The sequence below is a fragment of the Bradyrhizobium sp. AUGA SZCCT0431 genome, from assembly GCF_018131065.1.
Lineage (GTDB): Bacteria > Pseudomonadota > Alphaproteobacteria > Rhizobiales > Xanthobacteraceae > Bradyrhizobium.
The window spans coordinates 117,908-139,257 of the sequence record NZ_JAFCLR010000014.1 but is presented as its reverse complement, the minus strand read 5'-3'; the positions used below and the strand labels follow the sequence as shown (position 1 = coordinate 139,257).

Here is a 21,350-nt window from a genome sequence, read left to right as displayed (position 1 = left end):
CCCTGATGAGGCCGGCTTCGAGAATCAGGAAGCCTGCTCACACAGTTGTAGCGATGGCCGTTGCAACCTTTGTAAATTTTGAACCACGTAAGATTACGTGATTTGTGACAGCTATGCTTGGAAACGGGCATATGAGGCGCCGGATAGTCCCGGCGCCTCATCACGTATGCACGTAGTGGGCAAAGGCCTCCTAGAAAACCAACGCCTTGGCCTGCTTGACCTGCGGCAGTGCCTGCACCTTGGCGAGCACGTCGGCCGGGATTTCGCCGTCGATTTCCACCAGCGCGATGGCGTCGCCGCCCTGCTTGACGCGGCCGAGATGGAAGGTCGCGATGTTGATCTTGGCGTCGCCGAGCAAACCGGCAAAGCTGCCGATGAAGCCGGGCTTGTCCTCATTGGTGACGTAGATCATCGACTTGCCGAACTCGGCATCGACGCGGATGCCCTTGATATCGACCAGCCGCGGCTTGCCGTCGTGATAGACGGTACCCGACACCGAACGCTCCTGGCGTTCGGTGATGACGGTGACGGTGATCAGGCTTTCGTAATCGCTCTGCGCCGCGCGCACGATTTCGTCGACCACCATGCCGCGCTCCTTGGCGACAACAGGCGCCGAGACCACGTTGACGTCGCCCAGCATCGGCCGCAGCAGGCCGGACAGCACCGCCGAGGTGATCGCCTTGATCTTCATTTCGGCGACATGGCCCTCATAGGTGATCTGCACCTTGAGGATGCCGCTCTCGGTGAGCTGGCCCGCGAACGAACCGAGCTTCTCGGCCAGTTCAATGAACGGCTTCAGCTTCGGCGCCTCTTCGGCGGTGATCGAAGGGAAATTGACCGCGTTGGAGATCGCGCCGGTCAAGAGGTAATCCGACATCTGCTCGGCGACCTGCAGTGCGACGTTCTCCTGCGCTTCGGTGGTGGAGGCGCCGAGATGCGGCGTGCAGATCACGTTGGGATGACCGAACAGCACGTTCGAGGTAGCGGGTTCCTCGATGAAAACGTCGAAGGCGGCGCCCGCGACATGCTTGGAATTCAGGGCATCGACCAGCGCCTGCTCGTCGACCAGGCCACCGCGGGCGCAGTTGATGATGCGCACGCCCTTCTTCATCTTGGCGATGGCTCCCGCGTCGATGATGTTTTTTGTCTTCTCGGTCAGCGGCGTATGCAGCGTGATGAAATCGGCGCGCTTCAAGAGATCGTCGAGCTCGACCTTCTCGACGCCGATGTCCTTGGCGCGTTCCGGCGACAGGAACGGATCGAAGGCGATCACCTTCATGCGCAGGCCGAGCGCGCGGTCGGCGACGATCGCGCCGATATTGCCGCAGCCGACCACGCCGAGCGTCTTGGCCGTGATCTCGACGCCCATGAAGCGGTTCTTCTCCCACTTGCCGGCCTGCGTCGAGGCGTCGGCCTGCGGAATCTCGCGTGCCAGCGCCAGCATCAGGGTAATCGCGTGTTCGGCGGTCGTGATCGAATTGCCGAACGGCGTGTTCATCACGATGATGCCCTTGGCGGTCGCGGCGGGAATCTCGACATTGTCGACGCCGATGCCGGCGCGGCCGATCACTTTCAGCTTCTTGGCCTTCTCGATGATCTTCGCGGTCGCCTTGGTCGCGGAGCGGATCGCAAGCCCGTCATAATTGCCGATGATCTCGGCGAGCTTGTCCTTGTCCTTGCCGAGATTGGGCTGGAAGTCGACATCGATGCCGCGGTCCTTGAAGATCTGAACGGCGGCGGGAGAGAGCGCGTCGGAAATGAGGACTTTGGGTTTGGACATTTGATGTTCCTTTGGGAAATCGATCGTCGTCCCGGCCGAAGCGCCGCTTGGCGCGTAGAGCCGGGACCCATACTCCGTGCTGTGGTTATGGGTCCCGGCTCGCGCTTCGCTTGGCCGGGACGACGTCAAACTGGAGAGTTAAGCAGCCTTCGGCAACGCGGCCTTGGTCTCGGCGAACGCCCAGTCGATCCACTGCGTCAGCAGCGCGACGTCGGAGGCTTCCACGGTGGCGCCGCACCAGATCCGCAGGCCCGCCGGCGCGTCGCGGTAATAGGCGAAGTCGTAACCGGCGCCTTCCTTCTCCACCAGCGCGACCAGCTTCTTGGAGAAGTCGGCCTGCGCGTCCGCCGTCAGCGAGGTGATCGCGGGATCGACGAACTTCAGGCATACCGAGGTGTTGGAGCGGATCGCCGGATCCTTGGCCAGGAAGTCGATCCACGGCGTCCTTGCCTTCCAGTCGGCCAGCGCCTTGGTGTTGGCATCGGCGCGCGCGATCAGGGCCTTGAGGCCGCCGATCGATTTCGCCCAATTCAGCGCATCGAGATAATCCTCGACGCACAGCATCGACGGCGTGTTGATGGTCTCGCCTTCGAAGATGCCTTCGTTGAGCTTGCCGCCCTTGGTCAGGCGGAAGATTTTTGGAAGCGGCCACGCCGGCTTGTAGGTCTCCAGCCGTTCCACCGCGCGCGGCGAGAGGATCAGCATGCCGTGCGCGGCCTCGCCGCCCAGCGCCTTCTGCCAGGAGAACGTCACCACATCGAGCTTTGCGAAATCGAGCGGCTGCGCGAAAGCGGCGGACGTTGCGTCGCAGATGGTGAGGCCTTCGCGGTCGGCCTTGATCCAGTCGGCATTGGGCACGCGCACGCCCGAAGTGGTGCCGTTCCAGGTGAAGACGATGTCGGAGGCGGGATCGGCCTTGGAAAGATCGGGGATTTCACCATAGCCGGCGTGCAGCTTGGTGACGTCCTTGAGCTTCAGTTCCTTGACGATATCGCTGACCCAGCCTTCGCCGAAGGATTCCCAGGCGATGGTGGTGACGGGGCGCGCGCCGAGCAGCGACCACAGCGCCATTTCGACCGCGCCGGTATCGGACGCCGGCACGATGCCGATCTTGTAACCGGCTGGCACTTCAAGCACTTCGCGCGTCAATTCGATCGCGAGCTTGAGCTTGGCCTTGCCGACCTTCGCGCGATGCGAACGGCCGAGCGCTGCGTCCTTGAGATTTGCGGGGTTCCAGCCGGGGCGCTTGGCACAGGGGCCGGAGGAGAAATGCGGCACATTGGGCCGCGAAGCGGGCTTCGCTACGGTCATATTCTATCCTTCCAGATAGCAAGCCTCCCGTTGGGGGGAGGTGTCCCGCAGCGGTGATTAGGGGAATCGCGCCCGATCGTCAAGGAACTTCGGGCGCTTCCGATATGTCCCTGACATCACAGGTGATTGAAGCATCGACAGCTGTGGACGCGACCGACTGCTGCTCCAGCAGTCCAGCCGCATCGTTGATCAGCTTGGCGGCCATGCGCCGGCTCGAGGTTTTCAGAACGCTTTTTTCGCCGGCCTGCACGACATATTCGTTGCCGATCCGCACGATCGAATAATCTTTCATCTAAAAATCCCCAACGCTGCCCACGGCCCCATGGGAGACGCTGACATAGCGGAGACGTTCCTCTCCGTAAAATCACGGAGGCCGAGGTAGTTTATCGCCTGTTAATGGGATTGCAGAGTCACGACTACTCCAGGCAATTGCCTGCGCCGCGACTCAACTTTGCACAGATATAAAGTGTCAGAATCTCAAGGTCATGCCGACATGGCTGCGCGCGAATCCAAGCCGTTCATAAAACCGTTGCGCATCCACGCGCGTATGATGCGTCAGCAGTTCCACCAGCTTGCAGCCCTTGGCGCGCGCTTCTGAAACCGCCCATTGCACCAACTGCTCGCCAATGCCCCGGCTGCGGCATTGGCTGGCGACGCGGACATCCTCGAGCAAACCGCGCGAGGCGCCCTGCGAACTCAGGCCGGGCAGGATGCACAGCTGCAGGCAGCCGACGACAACGCCCTCGCCGTCTTCGGCGACCACGAGATGGATATTCCGGTCGCCCGCGACGCGATCGAACGCGTCGAAATAGGCTTGCGGCAGTGGATCTTCGAGCCGCTCGCGCGGGCCACCGAGCGGATCGTCCGCCAGCATGGCAACGATGTGACCGACATCGTCACGGCGCGCGCGACGGATGGTGACTTGCGAAACGGTGGCCATGGGGTTTTCCGGTGAATTCAGCGCGCCGGCGGCAGGCCGAGCAGTTTTTCGGTCTCGCCGATCCAGCGGCGCACGGCGGCATAGCCGTCGAGATGGAAACCGCCTTCATGCGCCAGCCTTGTATAGGCCAGCAGCGAAACGTCGGCGAGCGAGACGGCATCGCCGACCAGGAACGGCGTGATGGCGAGTTGATGCTCCATCCGCGCCAGCGCCGCATAGCCGCGCTTGACCTTGTCGGGGTCGAGATCGGAGGCAGATTTCCCAAGATAGAACATCTGGAAACGGCAGACCGCGATATAGGGTTCGTGGCTGTATTGTTCCCAGAACAGCCATTCGTCCATCTTCGCGGCGGCGAACGCATCCGCTGGAATGAGGTCGCTGCCGCGGGCGAGATAGCGGATGATGGCGTTGGACTGTGCCAGCGTGCGGCCGTCGTCGAATTCGACTGCCGGCACCTGGCCGGCATAGTTGAGCTTGAGGAACTCCGTCGTGCGGGTTTGGCTCTTGAGCGTGTCGATCGCAATCCAGCTATAGGGCAGCGCGAGTTTGTCGCACACCCACTTCACCTTCAGGCAGTTGCCGGAATTGGTATCGCCGTAGATTTTCATGCGCGGCCGCCCTCGTTATGGCGACAGTGCAACAGCCCGCGGCAAATCTGTCAACGGTATCAGGATCGACGACGGACCAGGCCAAGTCTGAGGCCAAGTCAGAGCTTGTAGCCCATCAGAACTTGTAGCCCAGGCCCGCGCGCACCGTGTTGACGGTGGTATCGACACTGGAGGTGAACCGGAGATATTCCCACTCGGCGCGCAGGAAAAGACCCGCATACAGCATCATGTCGATGCCGAGACCGCCGGCAAATCCCGTGATGAACTTGGAATTGGCGTTGTCTGTCAGGAAACCGGCTGCAGAGTAATTGGGAAGTCCTTGCGTGCCGACATAGAGATAATCAATGTTGGCATCGGCCCTGCGATTGATATTCGCCTGCCCCATCGCAACGCCGACAAATCCATATGGCAGAAAGCTGTCGATGGCGTATCCGCCACGTACTCGCAACGAGCCGTAATCGGTGATCTTCATCGAGGCGCTTGAGGACACGCGCGCTGTCGATATGTAATCGGTGGGGTATTGGAACGAGCGACCCTGGGAACCGCTGTTGGCACCGAAGAAGTTGCCGTGGGTATAGTTCAGCTCGATACCGATGAGGGCTTCGCTCCACTGAAAATTATAACCGACGAACCCGCCGTAACCGCTGCTCTGCATGTGGGACTTGCCGAGCAGAGGCCACTGCGAGATGTTGAACTGCGATTCCAGATCGAGATTGTTGAGGAGCTTGGCGAGCAGGTCCTGGCCGGAATTGGTGAAGTCCATGTCCGCCGCACCGTGCGAGACGTGGCCGCCAACATAGACGCCCGACCAGTTGACGCTGCTTCGGCTCAGCCCGTCAGTGAAACTGCCGCGTAGAATCGGCAAGTCCGGCATATCGGCCGCCTGCGCGCCAGCCGCCGCGCCACACATCACCGCCACCAGCAAAAAACGACGCATCGCAGTACTCCATCGAGCAACTCTAACTTGCGTTGATCATGGCTCGTTAACCCTAACCAATCGTTATCGCAGGCTCCGATGAGACGTGATCTTGCGGGAAAAAGCCAAACGCATCGCGTGCTCGCGACGGGCGCCAGGTGCGGCTTCGCCAAAAGCAAAACGGCGCGGGAAGATCCCGCGCCGTTCTCAATCCTTAACAGATGGCAGTCGCAATTAACCTTTGCGCATCAGCGGCGCCGGCGCATAGACCTGCGGGCTTTCCAGGTTCCAGCGCACGCCGAGTTTGAGGTCATGCGAGGTCATGTCGCGGTACTGGAAGGTCGAGGGACCGGCATTGGTGCCATCGAAGAAGCGGCCGTTGCCGTGGATGCCGGTGCCCATGTCGAGGTAGCGGTACGCCAGTTCGACCGTGAAGTTGTTGCTGACCTTGTAGGCAAGACCGGCATGCACGGCCCAGGCGAAGTTGGTCTTGCTCGCGCCCTCGGCGAAGTACGCGCTGCTGCGGCCATCAAACGCAGGGAACGTCGCGACATCACTAAAGCCGGTGGTCTTGATGGTGGCTGCGCCGAAGCCGGCACCGATGAACGGCGTGATGCACCACCAGGTGCCGAGGTCGACGTAACCGTTGACCATTCCGACCCAGCTCTTGTAGCCGCCGCTGTAGGTATCAGCGAGCCCGCCGCCGGGATTGAACATGAAGAAGTCCGTGCCCTTGAAGCTGACCTTCGAGCGATATTCGCCGGTGATGTCGGCACGGAACCAGCTGTTGAACTGGTAGCCGACACCGACGCCGTACATCATGCCGCTGTCGAAGCCATGGCCGTTCTGAGTCCAGACCGTATTGGCCGGCAGGGTGTCGTAGGCGTTGACGTGCAGCTTGCTCTGGGTGTTGGTCATACCGATGTCGCCGCGCAGATACCAGCCACCGAAATCCTGCGCCGGAGCCGGTGCATAGGCCATCGGAGGCGGCGGCGCGATCGAAGGCATGTCCGCGGCGAAGGCCACCGACGACAACAGGGATGCCGCTCCGGCGGCAAGAAGAGACTTAACGCTACGCATTGGCTTCGTCCTTTTGTCCGGTGAGGCGACTGCGGAGGCCTCACATCAAAAACTCACGGGCGGACGATGCCAGCAAATGCTTAAGCGGCGCTTAACCCTAATTTTTAAGGTTGATAATCTCCGAATATTTTTCGCGCGGGCGTTTATGCAGCATGCAACCTGATGCATTTGCAGCACAGAAAATGGCGAAACCGCCATACATCCTAACGATGTGTTGATGGAAATGACACGGATGCTGACCTACCTGCTTGCTTGCCCGCGCCGTTTGCAAACGCTTTGTTAACGCGCGAGCTTCGGCATCTTCGGCAGGAACACGGCGAGCAGGCCGAGCGCCGGCAGGAAGGCGCAGAGATGATAGACAAAGGCGATGCCGGTGTGATCGGCAAGCTTGCCAAGCACGGCCGCCCCGAGCCCGCCGATGCCGAAGGCGACGCCGAAGAACACGCCGGAAATCATTCCGAAGCGATGCGGCATCAGTTCTTGCGCGAACACGATGATCGACGACGTCGCCGAGGACAGGATCAACCCGATGATGACAGTCAGCACCGCACTTCCAAACAGGCCGGCATAGGGCAGCGCCAATGTGAACGGCAGCGCGCCGAGGATCGAGAACCAGAGGACGTATTTGCGGCCAAAGCGGTCGCCGAGCGGCCCGCCGAAGAAGGCGCCCGCGGCATTGGCGGCGAGAAAGATGAAGAGATAGAGCTGGGCCGCCTGGGTCGAGACGCCGAACTTGTCGATCAGATAGAAGATGTAATAGCTCGACAGGCTCGACACGTAGAGCTGTTTTGAAAACAGCAGCGCCACCAGCACCACGAGTGCGATCTTGACGCGGCGCGCGTCCGGCGCATCCGGATGCCGTTCGACCACGGCGGACTTCTTCGTCGTGATCTGCGGCCGGTACCAGACGCCGATCCGCCACAGGATCACGATCGCCAGAAACGCGATCGAGGAAAACCAGGCGATGCTGGGCTGGCCGAACGGCACCACGATCAACGCCGCCAGCACCGGCCCCATCGAGGTGCCGAAGCTGCCGCCGAGCTGAAACACCGATTGCGCAAAGCCATAGCGCCCGCCCGAGGCAAGCCGCGCGATCCGCGCCGATTCCGGATGGAACACGGCCGATCCCAATCCGACCAGCGAGGCCGCGATCAGAATGATCGTGTATTGATGCGCGACGCTGAGCAGCAGCAGGCCGAAGAACGTGAACCCCATGCCGATCGCGAGCGAGAACGGCTGCGCCTTCTTGTCAGTGAAATGCCCGACCAGCGGCTGCAGCAGCGACGCGGTGAACTGGAACGCCAGCGTGATCAGGCCGATCTGCGCATAGTCCAGCGCGTAATTGTCCTTCAGGATCGGATAGACCGACGCAATCAAGGACTGCATGGTGTCGTTGAGGAAATGCGAGAAGCTGATCCCGGTCAGCACAACATAGGCCGGCCCTGCGGCTACCGCCCTGGCGGCGAGCGCCGGCGACACGTCGGGCACCACCACGGGCGCAGTGAGCGCTTCCTCGGAGACGGTGACGGGCTTGTTCAAGGGCGAGATTCCCGAAATATCAGCTGGCAATAATGCCCGTTCCTACGCCGCGCGCGGTGCTGCGACCAGCATCAATAGCTAATGGCTGCGATGCGTTGGGATATTCGAACGGGGGAATTCTTCCCCTCTCCCCTTGTGGGAGAGGGTGGCTTCGCGAAGCGAAGACGGGTGAGGGGTTGTCTCCACGGAGAGAGACCTTTCCATGGAGAGAGACCCCTCATCCGGCGCTTCGCGCCACCTTCTCCCACAAGGGGAGAAGGAAGAATTTACGCCGCGGCGGCGTGGCCGAGGGCGGTGACGATGTGATCGACCACTTCCTCGACCAGGATGCGATCGTCGCCCTCGCCCATCACGCGGATCACGGGCTCGGTGCCGGACGAGCGGACCAGCAGGCGGCCGCAGCCGTTGAGGCGTTTTTCGCCATCGACGATCGCGGATTTGACCTCGGCGTCGTCGAGCGGCTTGCCGCTGCGATAGCGTACGTTCTTCAGGATCTGCGGCAGCGGATCGAATTTGTGGCAGACCTCCGACACCGGGCGGCGGAGCTTTTGCACCACGGCCAGTACCTGCAGCGCCGCGACGAAACCATCGCCCGTGGTCGCATAGTCGGACAGGATGATGTGGCCCGACGGTTCGCCGCCGAGATTGTAGCCCTGCTTGAGCATCTGCTCGAGCACATAGCGATCGCCGACCGGCGTGCGCACCATCTCCAGCCCAATGCCTTCGAGGAAACGCTCCAGCCCGAGATTGGACATCACGGTGGCGACGATGCCCGGCTTGGCGAGACGGCCGTCTTCCTTCCAGCTCTGCGCGATCACCGCGAGCAGCTGGTCGCCGTCGACCACATGGCCGCGCTCGTCGACCAGGATCACGCGATCGGCGTCGCCGTCGAGCGCGATGCCGATATCGGCGCGCATCTCGCGCACCTTGCGGCTCAGCGCCTCCGGCGAGGTCGAGCCGCATTCCTTGTTGATGTTGAAACCATCAGGCTCGACGCCCATGGCAACGACGTCGGCACCCAGTTCCCACAGCGCTTCCGGCACCACCTTGTAGGCCGCGCCGTTGGCGCAGTCGATCACCACGCGCAGGCCGTCGAGCGAGAGTTCGCGCGGCAGCGTGCGCTTGGCGAATTCGATGTAGCGGTCATGGACGCCGTCGATGCGGCGGGCGCGCCCGAGGCTGGCGCTCTGCGCCAGACGCCGGTCGATCGGCTCGTCGAGCAATTGCTCGATCTGCTTTTCGACGTCGTCGGACAGTTTGAAACCCTGCGGGCCGAACAGCTTGATGCCGTTGTCCTCGAACAGATTATGCGAGGCTGATATCATCACGCCGAGATCGGCGCGCATCGACTTGGTCAGCATCGCGACCGCCGGCGTCGGCATCGGGCCGAGCAGCAGCACGTCCATGCCGACGGAGGTAAAGCCCGCGACCATCGCGTATTCGATCATGTAGCCGGACAGCCGCGTGTCCTTGCCGATGACGACGCGATGGCGGTGATCGCCGCGCTGAAACACCAGGCCTGCCGCCTGCCCCACCTTGAGCGCGAGCTCCGGCGTGATCAGACCATTGGCACGGCCCCGAATTCCGTCGGTACCGAAATATTTGCGGCTCATATAACCCCCAGCCATTCCGACGCCTCTTAAGCCATCCGGCAAGAAGCAGCGAACGCCCACCATAGCGTGCACCGGCCTTATAGTCTCTCAGGCGCTAAAATGGCTTCAAAAAATATGATGAATCATTACCGGCACCGGAAACCGCGATCGGCGCCTAACCCATTGCAAAACATGACATTTTTTAATCAATCCGCTGCCTGGGTACCCCTTAATCGCGCCGCTTGATGTGATGGTCGCCCTTCGACGGCGGCGGCTGGGTCACATTCACGGGGTCCGAGCCCGGAAAGGTCTCCTCAAGACCCTCCTCCAGGGCCTCGTCCAACCGGCGCTTTTCAGCGCTCTCGCGGGACTCGCGGGCGGGCTTGGGATGGCGATCAGGTCCGGTCATGAGATGTCCTTGTGACTGTCCCCACGCAGGGTTCCGCGAGCCTGATTTGGCTGACGTATCAACCATGCTAGATGACGACACAGAAAAGAAATTCAAGAAGGGGCCGGGAACGTCCATGAAGCATATTACCTGCATCGAGGATCTGCGTCAGTTGCACAAGCGCCGCGTTCCGAAGGCGTTTTTCGACTATGCGGATCGCGGCTCCTATTCCGAGGACACGCTGCGCGCCAACCGCGCCGATCTCGAAGCGATCAAGTTCCGCCAGCGTATCCTGGTCGATGTGTCCAGGCGCGACACGTCGACGACGATCCTGGGCGAGCCGGCCGCGCTGCCGCTGAGCCTCGCCCCGGTCGGACTGCTCGGCATGCAGCACGGCGACGGCGAAATCGCCGCCTGCCGCGCCGCGCAGGCCGCCGGCATTCCGTTCACGCTGAGCACGATGTCGATCTGCTCGATCGAGGACGTCGCCGCCAATGTCGACAAGCCGTTCTGGTTCCAGCTTTACGTGATGAAGGACCGCGGCTTCATCAAATCCCTGATCGAGCGCGCGATCGCGGCGAAATGCAGCGCGCTGGTCCTGACCGTCGACTTGCAGGTGATGGGACAGCGCCACCAGGACATCAAGAACGGCATGACGATTCCACCGGAATGGTCATTGTCGAAACTGATCGACTTCGCGACCAAGCCGGCCTGGGTCGTCGGCGTGATGCGCGGCAAGCGCCGCACCTTCGGCAACATCGCCGGCCACGTCAAAGGCACCGATGATATCACCCAGCTCTCGCAATGGACCAACGCGCAGTTCGACACCACGCTGAGCTGGAAGGATGTCGAGTGGATCCGCTCGATCTGGCCGGGCAAGCTGATCCTCAAGGGCATTCTCGACGTCGAGGACGCCGAGGAGGCCGTGAAGACCGGCGCGCATGCGATGGTGGTCTCCAACCATGGCGGCCGCCAGCTCGACGGCGCGCCGTCGTCGATCGAGGTGCTGCCGGAGATCGTCGATGAGGTCGGCGACAAGATGGAGATCATGTTCGACGGCGGCATCCGGTCCGGTCAGGACGTGATGCGCGCGCTCGCTCTCGGCGCCAAATCCTGCATGATCGGCCGCGCCTTCGTCCACGGCCTCGGCGCCGGCGGACAACAGGGTGTCGCCAAGGCGCTCGATTTGATTCGCAACGAAATGCTGGTGACGATGGGCCTGTGCGGCGTCAACACCATCGCCGAAATCGACGATCACGTGCTGGCGATTTAGCAAGAGGCAAACTTTATCGTCGTCCCGGACAAGCGAAGCGCGATCCGGGACCCATAGCCACAGGCCTGTATGTTCGCCAAGGCTGGAGCTACAGCCCAGTGCAACAACAGGCATTGGTGGTTATGGGTCCCGGCATTCGCCGGGACGACTCGCTGAGAGTTTCGCGCTCACCCCTCACATCGGCGGTGTGATCCCGTTGCGGCCGACATTGACGCGGGCGGCTTCCAGCGTGCCGTCTTCCTTCTTCGCCGCACCGAAGATGATGATTTTTGCGCCCGGCTTCAGTTCGGACTTGTCGCCGGCGATGAAGGTGACAACAGGCGTATCCGGCGGCACCACGACTTTCTTCTCGCCGTCCTTGTACTTGACCAGGATGTTCTGACCATCGGTGCCCTTGACCGTCTGGGCGACGGTGGCGTTGGTCATGGTCGAGTTCGGGCGCGCATCCCAGGGCCGGAAACCTTCCGCGGCGCCGCGCTGGTTTTCGGGGAAGATGTGAACGGCAACCGCCCGCTGGGTACCGTCGGGCTCCGGCATGCCGGTGACGCCGATGTAGGAGCCTTCCTTGATCTCAGACAGTTCGGTCCTGGCGACGCCGAACACCGCCACATTGTCGGTCATCCGCACCTTCAGGTCGGCGCCCTCGCGCGACTTGATCGAGAGAACATTGCCATCGACAGCCTCGATGGTGCCGCGGATCCGCACCGTCGGCTGTTGTTGCGCCCAGGCGGACGCCCCAAACACGGTGGCAAATGTCAATGCAGCAGCGAGCAGGCGTGACGTCATCCGCATGGCGGTATCCCTTCCGAAGTCTGAGCGTCCCATCAACGCGAACACCGGAGGGAAGTAGCTATTCCATCTCCGTCATTCCGGGGCGATGCGCAGCATCGAACCCGGAATCTCGAGATTCCCCGATGCGCAAATCGCGCATCTGAGGTTCGCGCTTTGCGCGCCCCGGAATGACGCTTCGCGTCACATCGGCGGCGTCAGCCCGTCGCGGCCGACGCTGACGCGGTTGGTCTCGAACGAGCCGTCCGGCAGCTGCTTCATGAACGCGATCACCTTGGCGCCGGCCTTGAGATCGGACTTGTCCGCCGGCACATAGGTCACGACCGGCGTCTCCGGCGAAACCACAACCTTCTTCTCGCCGCCCTTGTATTTGATCAACAGCGTGTGACCGTCATTGCCGGCTACCGACTGATCCACCGTCGCATTGGTCATGGTGCTGTTGGGGCGCAGATCATACGGCCGCGAGCCCTCGCCGGTGCCGCGCATCGCCTCGGGAAACACGTGGACCTCGACCGCATTCTGGCTGCCGTCCGGTCCCGGCACCGTGGTGGCGCCGATGAAGGAACCGACCTTGACATCGGACAGCGGGATTTTGGTAATCCCGACCACCCTGATATCGCCGGTCATGTGCAGCTTGACGTCTTCACCGCCGCGCGACTTGACCGCAAGTATGTCGCCCTCGACACTTTCGATGGTGCCGCGAACCCGCGTCGGCGTGGGCGGCTGCTGGGCGATGGCGTAGATGGTGGACGCGGCCACCATCGCGGCGGCGAACAGCGGGCGGATGAGTGTAGAGCGATGCTTGGACAGATTCTTGGGCATGAGGGATCTCCGGTAGGCCACCACGTAGCCATTGACCCCAATTCCCGCAACGATATTCCCGCTCAAACTTTGTTGAGATCGGCCTCGACGATCGCACGAAGTTCTGATGTCACTTCGGGGCGTTTTCCGAACCACAATTCGAAGCCGCGCACCGCCTGGTGCAGCAGCATGCCGAGCCCGTCGGCGGTCTGCAGCCCGCGCTGGCGCGCAGCTGACAGCAATGGCGTATCCAGCGGCACGTAAACGAGATCGGTGACCACGGCGCCCTGCGGCAACCGGCCGACATCGAGTTCGAGCGCCGGCTGGCCGTGCATGCCGAGCGAGGTCGTGTTCACCAGTAGCCCGGCGCGCGGCAGCAATTCGCTCAATGCATCCCATGCCACCGGCAATACGCTCGCGCCGAATTGATCCGCCAGCGCCTGCGCGCGCTCCCCGGTCCGGTTGGCCAGATGCACGCGCTTGACGCCGCGTTCGATCAGCCCGAACAGAACCGCGCGCGCCGAGCCGCCGGCGCCCAGCACCAGCGCCTCCTCGGCACGTTCCCATCCGGGCGCGCAGGCGTCGAGATTGTTGATAAAACCCTCGACATCGGTGTTGGTCGAACACAGCTCGCCGTTCTCGAACCACAAGGTGTTGGCGGCGCCGACCGCGCGGGCGCGGTCGTCCGGCTTCGACAGCGCCAGCACGCGCTCCTTATGCGGAATGGTGACGTTGGCGCCGACAAAGCCGCGCAGCGAAAGCCGAAAGACAAAGTCCTGAAACTCGTCGGGCGGCACCGCTTCGATGACGTAGCCGCCTTCGATGCCCAGCGTCCGCAGCCAGTAATGATGGATCAGCGGCGAGCGCGAATGCGCGGCCGGCCATCCGATCAGGCACGCGGCGGGGGGTCTGGTTGCACGGGTCATGGCAGTCAATTCGGCCAAGCCGGCGGCGGTGTCAATGCCGGGGTGGTGGGGCGGCGATGTCGTTGACCGGCTTGCTGAACTCAGGGCTCGACTTCACATTGGAATCGTCCGCCCGCCCCTCCGGTGGGATCGCTATCCCTGCATGGGATGCCCGCAACCGCGCGGCCGCGACGGTCGATCGCGCACCACCTGCCCTCGCCCCTGGCCCAGGCGATACCGCGCATGCCCGGGGTAAAATAGACCGGGTCGTCGTAGCGCGGTTCGACCACCACCTGCCCGGCGGTGTCGACCAGCCCCCATTTGCCGTCCCTGAGGAAGGTCAACAGTCCGTAATTGAGGCTGATGCCAATTCGCTCGGCGCCGATGTCGATCCAGTTGTCTCCCGTCCTGGACAGGATCGCGCGCTTACCCGCCGATTGAGACATGATGGCGTTGCTGATGTCGCACATGACGCCGGGACGCGGCGAAACGGCCCAGGACTGGTCCGCCAACCGCAGCACGCCCGTGCCGTCAGAGACGGTCACAAAGGCAGTATCCTTGTCGCGACGCCGCGCGGCATCGAATTTCGGTGCAATCAGCCAAGTGCCGTTCGATCGCATGAAGCCGCGCTTGCCGTCGACCGAGGCGACGAAGATATCGATACCATCCGAAAGGTAATCGAATTTGGGTTCGAGCAGCCAATGCCCATCGGCGCCGATGCGCCCCCACTTCCCCTCGATCTTCACATTCTTGACGCCCCCTGCAACTCGGGCGACCGCGTCGAACTGGACCGGCATCAGCGGGCGCCCGTCCGCGTCGACCAATCCGAACTTGTCACCGATCTTCAGGGTGTATGGCGGTGTGCCACCGCATGCCCCATCGATGAGCCGACCATCCGGCGGCTGCAGCGGGCTGCCATCCGCTTTAAAGTAGAGCCATTCCTTATTCCGGAAAGCGACCAACCGGCCGTCGTCGCACCGTTGGATGCCCTGATCGAAATCGGCCTCAAGCACGACGCGCCCGTCGAGGTCGAGAAGCCCCCACCGGTTGGCCTTCTTGAACTGCCAACCGAAGGGGGAGCGATCCGTGCCGGAGGTGGCGAGATACATCAGCTGATAGCCGGTGCGCAAAACCCACGCGCCCGCCTTGTCGATCAAGCCGCCAGCGCCGTCGCGCTCCGCCCAGGTACGCCCCATCCCTCGCTCGAATGATGCAGCCACGTCGAACACCGGTTCGATGACGAAATTTCCGCTTCGATCGATGAAGCCGACCTTGCCGTCGACCGTTACGCGCGCCAAACCGTCGACCAGTGAACCTGCCTGTTGAAATTTCGGCTCGACCAGCCAGCTCCCGTCGGCGTACGCCAGCCCCCAGAGCTTGTCCCTTCGCACCCAGCGGATCGATGGGTCGTCCTTGTCAAAGGGAGGAGACCAAGGCGCGCCCGGCGGCCCGACCCGTTGTCCCGAAATGTCGATCACACCGGTTGCGATATTGGGGGCTTCTCCAAAAAATAATCCAACGACACTTACAGTCACGCCGCCGGACGGGGGAAACGCGACGTGGGTACCTGAAAAATCTTCACCACCGATCGTTCCGCCAAGCTGCCGCGTTTCCGACACGGCGAACCGATCGGGCGCTATCGCGCGGATGAAGCCGTATATCGGCCCGATCACCATCTTGCCGTCACGATCGATCAGGCCGGACTTGCCGTCGACATCAACCTGCGCAAAGCCGAATTGGTAGTCGTCGACGATGCGATATTGCGGCTTGACGACTTCGCGGCCGTCTTCATCGACGAAACCGTAGAGACCGTTGAGGCGAACGGCGGCGCGGTTGTCCGAGAAGGTACCGACCCAATCATATCGCGGAAGTACCGCGACCGAACCATCGCGCCGGACCGCTCCGCACAAGCCGCCCGGAAACGTGCACATCGCCAATGGGAAGGTCATGGGTTGGCCCGGCCCGGGCCGGTCGTAGAGCGGGCGGCCGTCGATTTCGAGCTTGTCCTGGAGGATCGCCTTGCCGGCCGGCGTCAATTCCGGCCGCTTGTCCTGCGCGAGTGCGGCAGTCGCCAGCATCAACGCGGTCAATAAGGCGGCACTCGACCACATACGCACTGTCACTGCCCTCGTCCGAACCGCCTTATCTGTCATGGACAAATATGGACGATCCGTGGCGAGAGCGTGTTAGCTATTCCACAATGTACGATTGCACGTTGTGCCGAGCGGCAAAGCAATCCTGTTTCCAAACACGAAAATGGATTCCGGGTTCGCGCTTTCGCGCGCCCCGGAATGACAAACGTCAGTTCACGCCGCGACCCGATTCGCGGCGATGATCTGGTCGGCGGCGCGGCCGGTTACTTCGGCCATGCGGTCGAACTGCCGCGTGAAGCCGCCGGCGCCGGCGGTGGCTGACCGCAGCTCCACGATCAGGTCGCCGATCTCGGCTTCCGGCATGGTGGCTCGGACGCAATCCCAGCCGGCCCAGCCCTCGCGGGTGTCGAAGCCGAGGATCTGGCCGCGCCGCGCCGACAGGATGGCGTTGATTTTTGCCGTCGCCTCGGTCGGGCAGACGATCTCCACCATGTGGATCGGCTCCAGCAGCACCGGCTGGCACTGCGGCAGCGCCTCGCCCATACCGATCCGCGCCGCGGTGCGGAAGGCAAGATCGGAAGAATCGACGCTGTGATAGGAGCCGTCGGTCAGGGTGACGTGGAGGTCGATCACGGGAAAGCCGAGCGGCCCGCGCGCGAGGCTGTCGACCACGCCCTCTTCCACCGCGCCGATATAGTTGCGCGGCACCGCGCCGCCGACGACCTTTTCGTGGAATTCAAAACCCGATCCGCGCGGCATCGGCTTGATTTCCAGCACCACGTCGCCGAACTGGCCATGGCCGCCGGACTGCTTCTTGTGGCGCCCGCGTTGCGTGATCGATTTGCGGATCGTCTCCTGATAGCCGATCGCCGGCGCCTGCGATTTGACGTTGACGCCGAAGCGATCCTTGAGCCGCTCGAGCGCGACGCGCAGATGCATCTCGCCCTGCCCCCACAGCACGATGTCGTGGGTTTGCGTGTTGTGGATCATCGTCAGCGACGGATCCTCCTCGTTCAGCCGCAGCAGCGCCTGGCCGAGCTTGACGTCGTCCTTGCGATCGTTCGCGGCCAGCGACATCGCCAGCACCGGCGGCGTCGGCTCGACATGCGCGAGCGAGGCCGGCGCGGTCTTGCCGCTCGAGACCGTGTCGCCGGTCTTGATGGCGTCGAGCTTGCCGAGGGCCACGGTTTCGCCGGCTTCCGCCGCCGCCCGTTTGCTGTCGTGCCCGCCACTGACCGCGAGGATGCCGGAGACCCTGCCCGCTTCGCCGGACGAGGATTGCAGCGTCGCACCGTCATCGAGGTGCCCGGCGAGCAGCCGCACCAGCGACAGCTTGCCGCCGTGCGGCTGATGCAGGGTCTTGAACACATAGCCCAGCGCATCCTTGGGCGAAGACGCGCTCAGGCGCTTGGCGGTCTCGGTCACGCCGGGCGCTTCATGCCGCAACGCCTTCATCAGCCGCAGCACGCCGTTTTCGCGTGACGCGGCACCCAGCAATACCGGGCAGATCAGGCCTTCGCGCAATTCGCGGGCGAGATCGTCGAACACCGCGTCGCGCGGCGGCTGGATGTCTTCCAGCAACTGCTCCATCAGCACGTCGTCGTGATCGGCGAGCTTTTCCAGCATCGAGAAGCGGGCTTCCTTCTCGCGGTCGAGATTGCCGCCGTCCAGCGCGATCACTTCCGAGGGCTTGTGTTCGCGATAGACAAAGGCGCGCTCCAGCGCGAGATCGACAAACCCTTCGATCAATTCGCCGTTCCAGATCGGAATCTGGCGCAATACCAATGGCACGCGCGAGGCCGGCTGCAGCGTCGCCAGCGTTTCGCGGATGCGCTTGTTGGCCTTGTCGATCTTGTTCAGAAACAAAAAGCGCGGAATGCCCATTTCCTCGAGCTCGCGCAGGATGATCTGCAGTTGCGGCAGCTTCTTCTCGTCCGCCTCGCAGACCACGATCGCGGCATCGACCGCCGGCAGCGCGGCGCGCATGTCATGCGCGAACTCGATCGAGCCGGGACAATCGATAAAGGTATAGCTGTCGCCCATGAAACTGGTGGTAGCCGCACTGAGGCCGACGCCCATCTTGTGGTGCCGCGCCTCGGGGCTGGAATCGCCGACCGAAGTTCCGGCATCGACGCTGCCGGCGCGGTGGATGGCGCCTGTGCGCGCCAATATGGCTTCAAGAAGTGTGGTTTTACCGCTCTGGAAAGGGCCCACCAGCGCAATGCACCGTGGACCTCGGGGACTTCTGACGTCTTGTCCCATTGCCGCCTCCTTGTTTGGAGCTCGGCCCATGATTGGGTCGGCGGATCAGATGCTCCGCCCGCGCGTGCGATTTGGCAAGTCAGAAAAAGTTGCTGCGGTGCATCGTGACCGGCGCGGGGGCGGCCGCCTCAACCGCCTCCCGCGGCGGCGGCCCAGGGAGAAAAGTTGACGCGCCGGCCTAAGTTCCAGGCTTTCCGGCCCAACGATGCTGTGCCGGCTTGGGTCGCGTAAGCTCAACGACGGCGCGCGATTAAAATTCGCGGAACGGTTGGCTCGTCACCCTATTTCGTTCGTCGCGACGCTTCGCGCAGTTCGGTCGGCGTCATACCGAAACGGCGGCGAAAGCGGCGATTGAAGTAAGGGACCTCGTTGAACCCGCAGGTCCATGCAATTTCGCTCACCTTCAATCGATCGTGGGCTGCATCCGTCAGCATCACCCTGGCCTCATGCAGCCGCATCTCAAGAACGCGCTCGGCGAAACCAGATCCACTTTCGGCCAGCAGATCGTTCACGTAGCGACGCGACAGGCCCAAACGCTGCGCAACGCTCTGCGACGAGAATTCCGGATCGTGAAAGCCCGATTTGATGGCCGCAAGAACGTCGTGCAATCGTGCTGCGCGCAGGCCGCGGGTCACAGCAATCTCCGACGGATCGCCGCGCGCGCCGAGCGCAAGTGCGACGAGATCGACGAGCGTGGTTTCGATGTGCCGGTCGAGTGCCGGATCGCCATCCTGCTTCAGGCCCATGAGAAACTCGACGTACCGGCCGAGATGACGCAACGCCGGTGAGGACGCATCGAGCGGCTTGCCTATGAGGTCGTCAGCGTTTGGGACCAATGCAAGAAGCCGGGCGCGCGAAATATTGATCGCATACCAACCATTCTCCGGACCTCTGAGCATCTCGCCCGGTTCGGCGGTCAAAAGCACCGCTGCGTCGCGGTTGCCCTCCTGCCCGTTCTGGATGCTGATTATATCGGAGCGACCGTTATGAAGCGCGACGCAAAAATTGTCCGCACTATCGGAAGCGACGTCGCGCTGGCTGCGTCTCATCCCATCGATGCTGCCGTCGAGCCGATCGCTACCGACCGCGCCGATCGGCGCGAATTCAAGGTTCACCGCGAACGGGCGGTCTTCCGCACGCTTCAGATCGACCGAACCGTAAAGCGCGTTCCATTGATCCTGCCAAAGCGAGAATTTTTCCTGATCTTTCAGATGGGACGGAAGTTGCTCCGACGCAAAAACAACTTTCTGAATCCTGCCGCCAACGGCCATTCCGCCCAACTCATCAACGTCCACCGCCTGCGATGCCCTCAAAATTCGCTTCGCTTCGAGCAGATCCCGATCAAGTCAAAATAGCTGCATCGGCACGATCCAGACAGTGCCAGTTAAACCAATTGTGCCAGCCAGTTTCGCAACCCGTGGCGCGATTGCAACGCTCGCCAGCAATCAGGAAGCGATGCCACGCGGTGCAAAATCGAAGGCCAACCAGGACAAGGCGATTATTGCGGCCTTGGTAAGAATGAAACAGGAATTGGTGAACCCGGACCCGACGATTCAGGATCAGGACTCATCCGCAGAATTGTTCGGGGGCGACATCATGCATCATCTATCGCGGACGACGCTTGCAGCCGCAGCCATCTCATGGGGCAGCATCGCCGCTGCGTTCGCAGCCGATCTCGGATCGCGCCCGGCCTATAAGGCGATGCCGATCGCCACCGTTTACGACTGGACCGGCCTGTACATAGGCGGCCACGTCGGCTGGGCGAGCGCCGACCGCACGTTCGAGCCAACCAACATCCTTGGCGTGATCGTCAACCCTGGCTTCCGTCAAAATTCCAATGGATTCCTGGGGGGTGGGCAGGTCGGTTTCAATCAGCAGACGGGCAACTGGGTCTGGGGACTGGAAGCCGATATTTCGGGAACAGACCTGCGCAGGGCCACAACCGTCGCAATGCCCACCCTTCCTCTCCTTACCCAAACGTACGACGTGTCGATCGATTGGACTGCGAGCCTGACCGGGCGCGTCGGCTATGCCTGGGACCGCTGGATGCTGTACGGCAAGGGCGGCGCCGCAACGATGCAAGAGACCTATCGCTTGGCCGCTCCCGGCTTGCTGGCATCCGACCCTTCCTATCGCGACGCCAAGGTTACCCGCCTTGGCTGGACGGTCGGTGCAGGTGTCGAAAACGCCTTTCTGGATAACTGGTCCTGGAAGGCCGAATACAATTACATGCGCTTTGATGCAAACGACAGCATCAGCAATCTTTTCTCCGTCAACACGTTTGGCGCGGCAACGTCGCGCACCGACGTGAACATCCACGCTGTCAAAGCCGGCATCAATTACAGGTTTGGCGGACCTGTGCTCGCCACCGGCATCAGACAACAGCCTGTCTACAAAGCGGCGCCGGCCGCCGCGGTTTACGACTGGACTGGACTGTATGTCGGTGCGCATGCCGGCTGGGCAGGTGTCGAGCGAGAATTCCAGACCACTTTTCGCGGCGGCGTCGTCTTCACGCCAGGCTTCACCCAGAATGCCAGCGGCTTTAGTGGCGGCGGACAGGTCGGCTTCAATCGGCAGGCGGGCAACTGGATCATGGGATTGGAAGCCGACATTGCCGGCACGCGACATCGCGCCCGCAGTTCCGTCATAGATCCAGCAGCGATTGTGGCACAGACTTTCGATGTCAAAATCGACTGGATGGGGATTTTGACCGGCCGCCTCGGCTATTCCTGGGGCCGCTGGATGCTGTACGGCAAGGGCGGCGCTGCGCTGATGCACGAGACCTACGCATTAACAATACCAATCTTCAGTCCGCGCAATGATGCCGAGGTAACGCGGCTTGGCTGGACCGCCGGCGCGGGCATCGAAAACGCATTCCTCGACAACTGGTCGTGGAAAGCCGAATACAACTATCTGAGGTTCGACAACATCAAGACCGTCAGCAACACCAGCATTGGCAGCAATGCGAACGGAATCGCATCTGAAGCGAATGTCGACGTTCACGCCGTCAAGCTTGGCATCAATTACAGGCTCGGCAATTACGGCGGCGTCGCCAAATACTGACTGGGAAAAA

General features: G+C 62.3%; 19 protein-coding genes. 3 read left to right on the top strand and 16 right to left on the bottom strand.

Annotation, left to right across the window (positions count from 1 at the left end; all coding sequences use genetic code 11):
• Window positions 1-190: 190 nt before the first annotated feature.
• From serA to JQ567_RS16000, 10 genes are all read right to left on the bottom strand, one after another.
• Window positions 191-1,780 carry a phosphoglycerate dehydrogenase gene (gene serA, locus JQ567_RS16045; protein WP_212439721.1) on the bottom strand — a complete coding sequence of 530 codons (1,590 nt, stop codon included), beginning with the start codon at window positions 1,778-1,780 and terminating at the stop codon, window positions 191-193.
• Window positions 1,781-1,918: 138 nt separating this feature from the next.
• Window positions 1,919-3,091, bottom strand: coding sequence for a phosphoserine transaminase (locus JQ567_RS16040; protein WP_212207237.1), 1,173 nt, complete (start codon window positions 3,089-3,091; stop codon window positions 1,919-1,921).
• A gap of 79 nt (window positions 3,092-3,170) precedes the next feature.
• On the bottom strand, window positions 3,171-3,383 hold the full coding sequence (locus tag JQ567_RS16035; protein WP_212439720.1) for a hypothetical protein: 213 nt from the start codon (window positions 3,381-3,383) through the stop codon (window positions 3,171-3,173).
• A gap of 177 nt (window positions 3,384-3,560) precedes the next feature.
• On the bottom strand, window positions 3,561-4,031 hold the full coding sequence (locus JQ567_RS16030; protein WP_212439719.1) for a GNAT family N-acetyltransferase: 471 nt from the start codon (window positions 4,029-4,031) through the stop codon (window positions 3,561-3,563).
• Between the two features lie 17 nt (window positions 4,032-4,048).
• Window positions 4,049-4,639 carry a glutathione S-transferase family protein gene (locus JQ567_RS16025; protein WP_212439718.1) on the bottom strand — a complete coding sequence of 197 codons (591 nt, stop codon included), beginning with the start codon at window positions 4,637-4,639 and terminating at the stop codon, window positions 4,049-4,051.
• 115 nt (window positions 4,640-4,754) lie between these two features.
• Entirely contained in the window at window positions 4,755-5,558 is an 804-nt protein-coding gene (locus JQ567_RS16020; protein WP_312017412.1) for an outer membrane beta-barrel protein, read from the bottom strand.
• A 231-nt stretch (window positions 5,559-5,789) separates the two neighbouring features.
• Window positions 5,790-6,635 (bottom strand): outer membrane protein, encoded by an 846-nt coding sequence (locus tag JQ567_RS16015; protein ID WP_212439716.1) that lies wholly within the window; start codon window positions 6,633-6,635, stop codon window positions 5,790-5,792.
• 279 nt (window positions 6,636-6,914) lie between these two features.
• Window positions 6,915-8,174 carry an MFS transporter gene (locus JQ567_RS16010; RefSeq protein ID WP_212439715.1) on the bottom strand — a complete coding sequence of 420 codons (1,260 nt, stop codon included), beginning with the start codon at window positions 8,172-8,174 and terminating at the stop codon, window positions 6,915-6,917.
• A 266-nt stretch (window positions 8,175-8,440) separates the two neighbouring features.
• Entirely contained in the window at window positions 8,441-9,787 is a 1,347-nt protein-coding gene (gene glmM / locus JQ567_RS16005) for a phosphoglucosamine mutase (RefSeq protein WP_212269256.1), read from the bottom strand.
• Between the two features lie 208 nt (window positions 9,788-9,995).
• Complete coding sequence (locus JQ567_RS16000; RefSeq protein ID WP_212439714.1) at window positions 9,996-10,175, bottom strand: hypothetical protein; 180 nt, start codon at window positions 10,173-10,175, stop codon at window positions 9,996-9,998.
• Between the two features lie 115 nt (window positions 10,176-10,290).
• Here JQ567_RS16000 and JQ567_RS15995 point away from each other — a divergent pair, with 115 nt between their 5' ends.
• Window positions 10,291-11,427 (top strand): alpha-hydroxy acid oxidase, encoded by a 1,137-nt coding sequence (locus JQ567_RS15995; protein ID WP_212439713.1) that lies wholly within the window; start codon window positions 10,291-10,293, stop codon window positions 11,425-11,427.
• 174 nt (window positions 11,428-11,601) lie between these two features.
• Here the strand turns inward: JQ567_RS15995 and JQ567_RS15990 are convergent, their stop codons facing one another.
• The 6 genes from JQ567_RS15990 to JQ567_RS39070 all read right to left on the bottom strand — a co-directional run bounded on the left by JQ567_RS15990 (window position 11,602) and on the right by JQ567_RS39070 (window position 19,113).
• A complete protein-coding gene (locus JQ567_RS15990) occupies window positions 11,602-12,213 on the bottom strand; it encodes a hypothetical protein (RefSeq protein WP_249165502.1) in 612 nt (203 codons plus the stop codon).
• A gap of 186 nt (window positions 12,214-12,399) precedes the next feature.
• A complete protein-coding gene (locus JQ567_RS15985; protein ID WP_409363611.1) occupies window positions 12,400-12,978 on the bottom strand; it encodes a hypothetical protein in 579 nt (192 codons plus the stop codon).
• 122 nt (window positions 12,979-13,100) lie between these two features.
• A complete protein-coding gene (locus tag JQ567_RS15980; protein WP_212439711.1) occupies window positions 13,101-13,943 on the bottom strand; it encodes a shikimate dehydrogenase in 843 nt (280 codons plus the stop codon).
• Window positions 13,944-14,023: 80 nt separating this feature from the next.
• The gene (locus JQ567_RS15975) at window positions 14,024-16,045 is read right to left on the bottom strand and encodes a WG repeat-containing protein (protein WP_212439710.1); all 2,022 of its coding nucleotides are present in this window, start codon (window positions 16,043-16,045) and stop codon (window positions 14,024-14,026) included.
• 183 nt (window positions 16,046-16,228) lie between these two features.
• Window positions 16,229-18,277, bottom strand: coding sequence for an elongation factor G (locus JQ567_RS15970; RefSeq protein WP_212439709.1), 2,049 nt, complete (start codon window positions 18,275-18,277; stop codon window positions 16,229-16,231).
• A gap of 281 nt (window positions 18,278-18,558) precedes the next feature.
• Window positions 18,559-19,113: a helix-turn-helix transcriptional regulator gene (locus tag JQ567_RS39070; RefSeq protein ID WP_409363608.1), complete on the bottom strand. Its 555-nt coding sequence runs from the start codon at window positions 19,111-19,113 to the stop codon at window positions 18,559-18,561.
• 150 nt (window positions 19,114-19,263) lie between these two features.
• Here JQ567_RS39070 and JQ567_RS39065 point away from each other — a divergent pair, with 150 nt between their 5' ends.
• Both JQ567_RS39065 and JQ567_RS15960 read left to right on the top strand, forming a co-directional pair.
• The gene (locus JQ567_RS39065) at window positions 19,264-19,632 is read left to right on the top strand and encodes a hypothetical protein (protein ID WP_409363607.1); all 369 of its coding nucleotides are present in this window, start codon (window positions 19,264-19,266) and stop codon (window positions 19,630-19,632) included.
• 22 nt (window positions 19,633-19,654) lie between these two features.
• Window positions 19,655-21,340 (top strand): outer membrane protein, encoded by a 1,686-nt coding sequence (locus JQ567_RS15960; RefSeq protein ID WP_212439707.1) that lies wholly within the window; start codon window positions 19,655-19,657, stop codon window positions 21,338-21,340.
• Window positions 21,341-21,350: the final 10 nt, after the last annotated feature.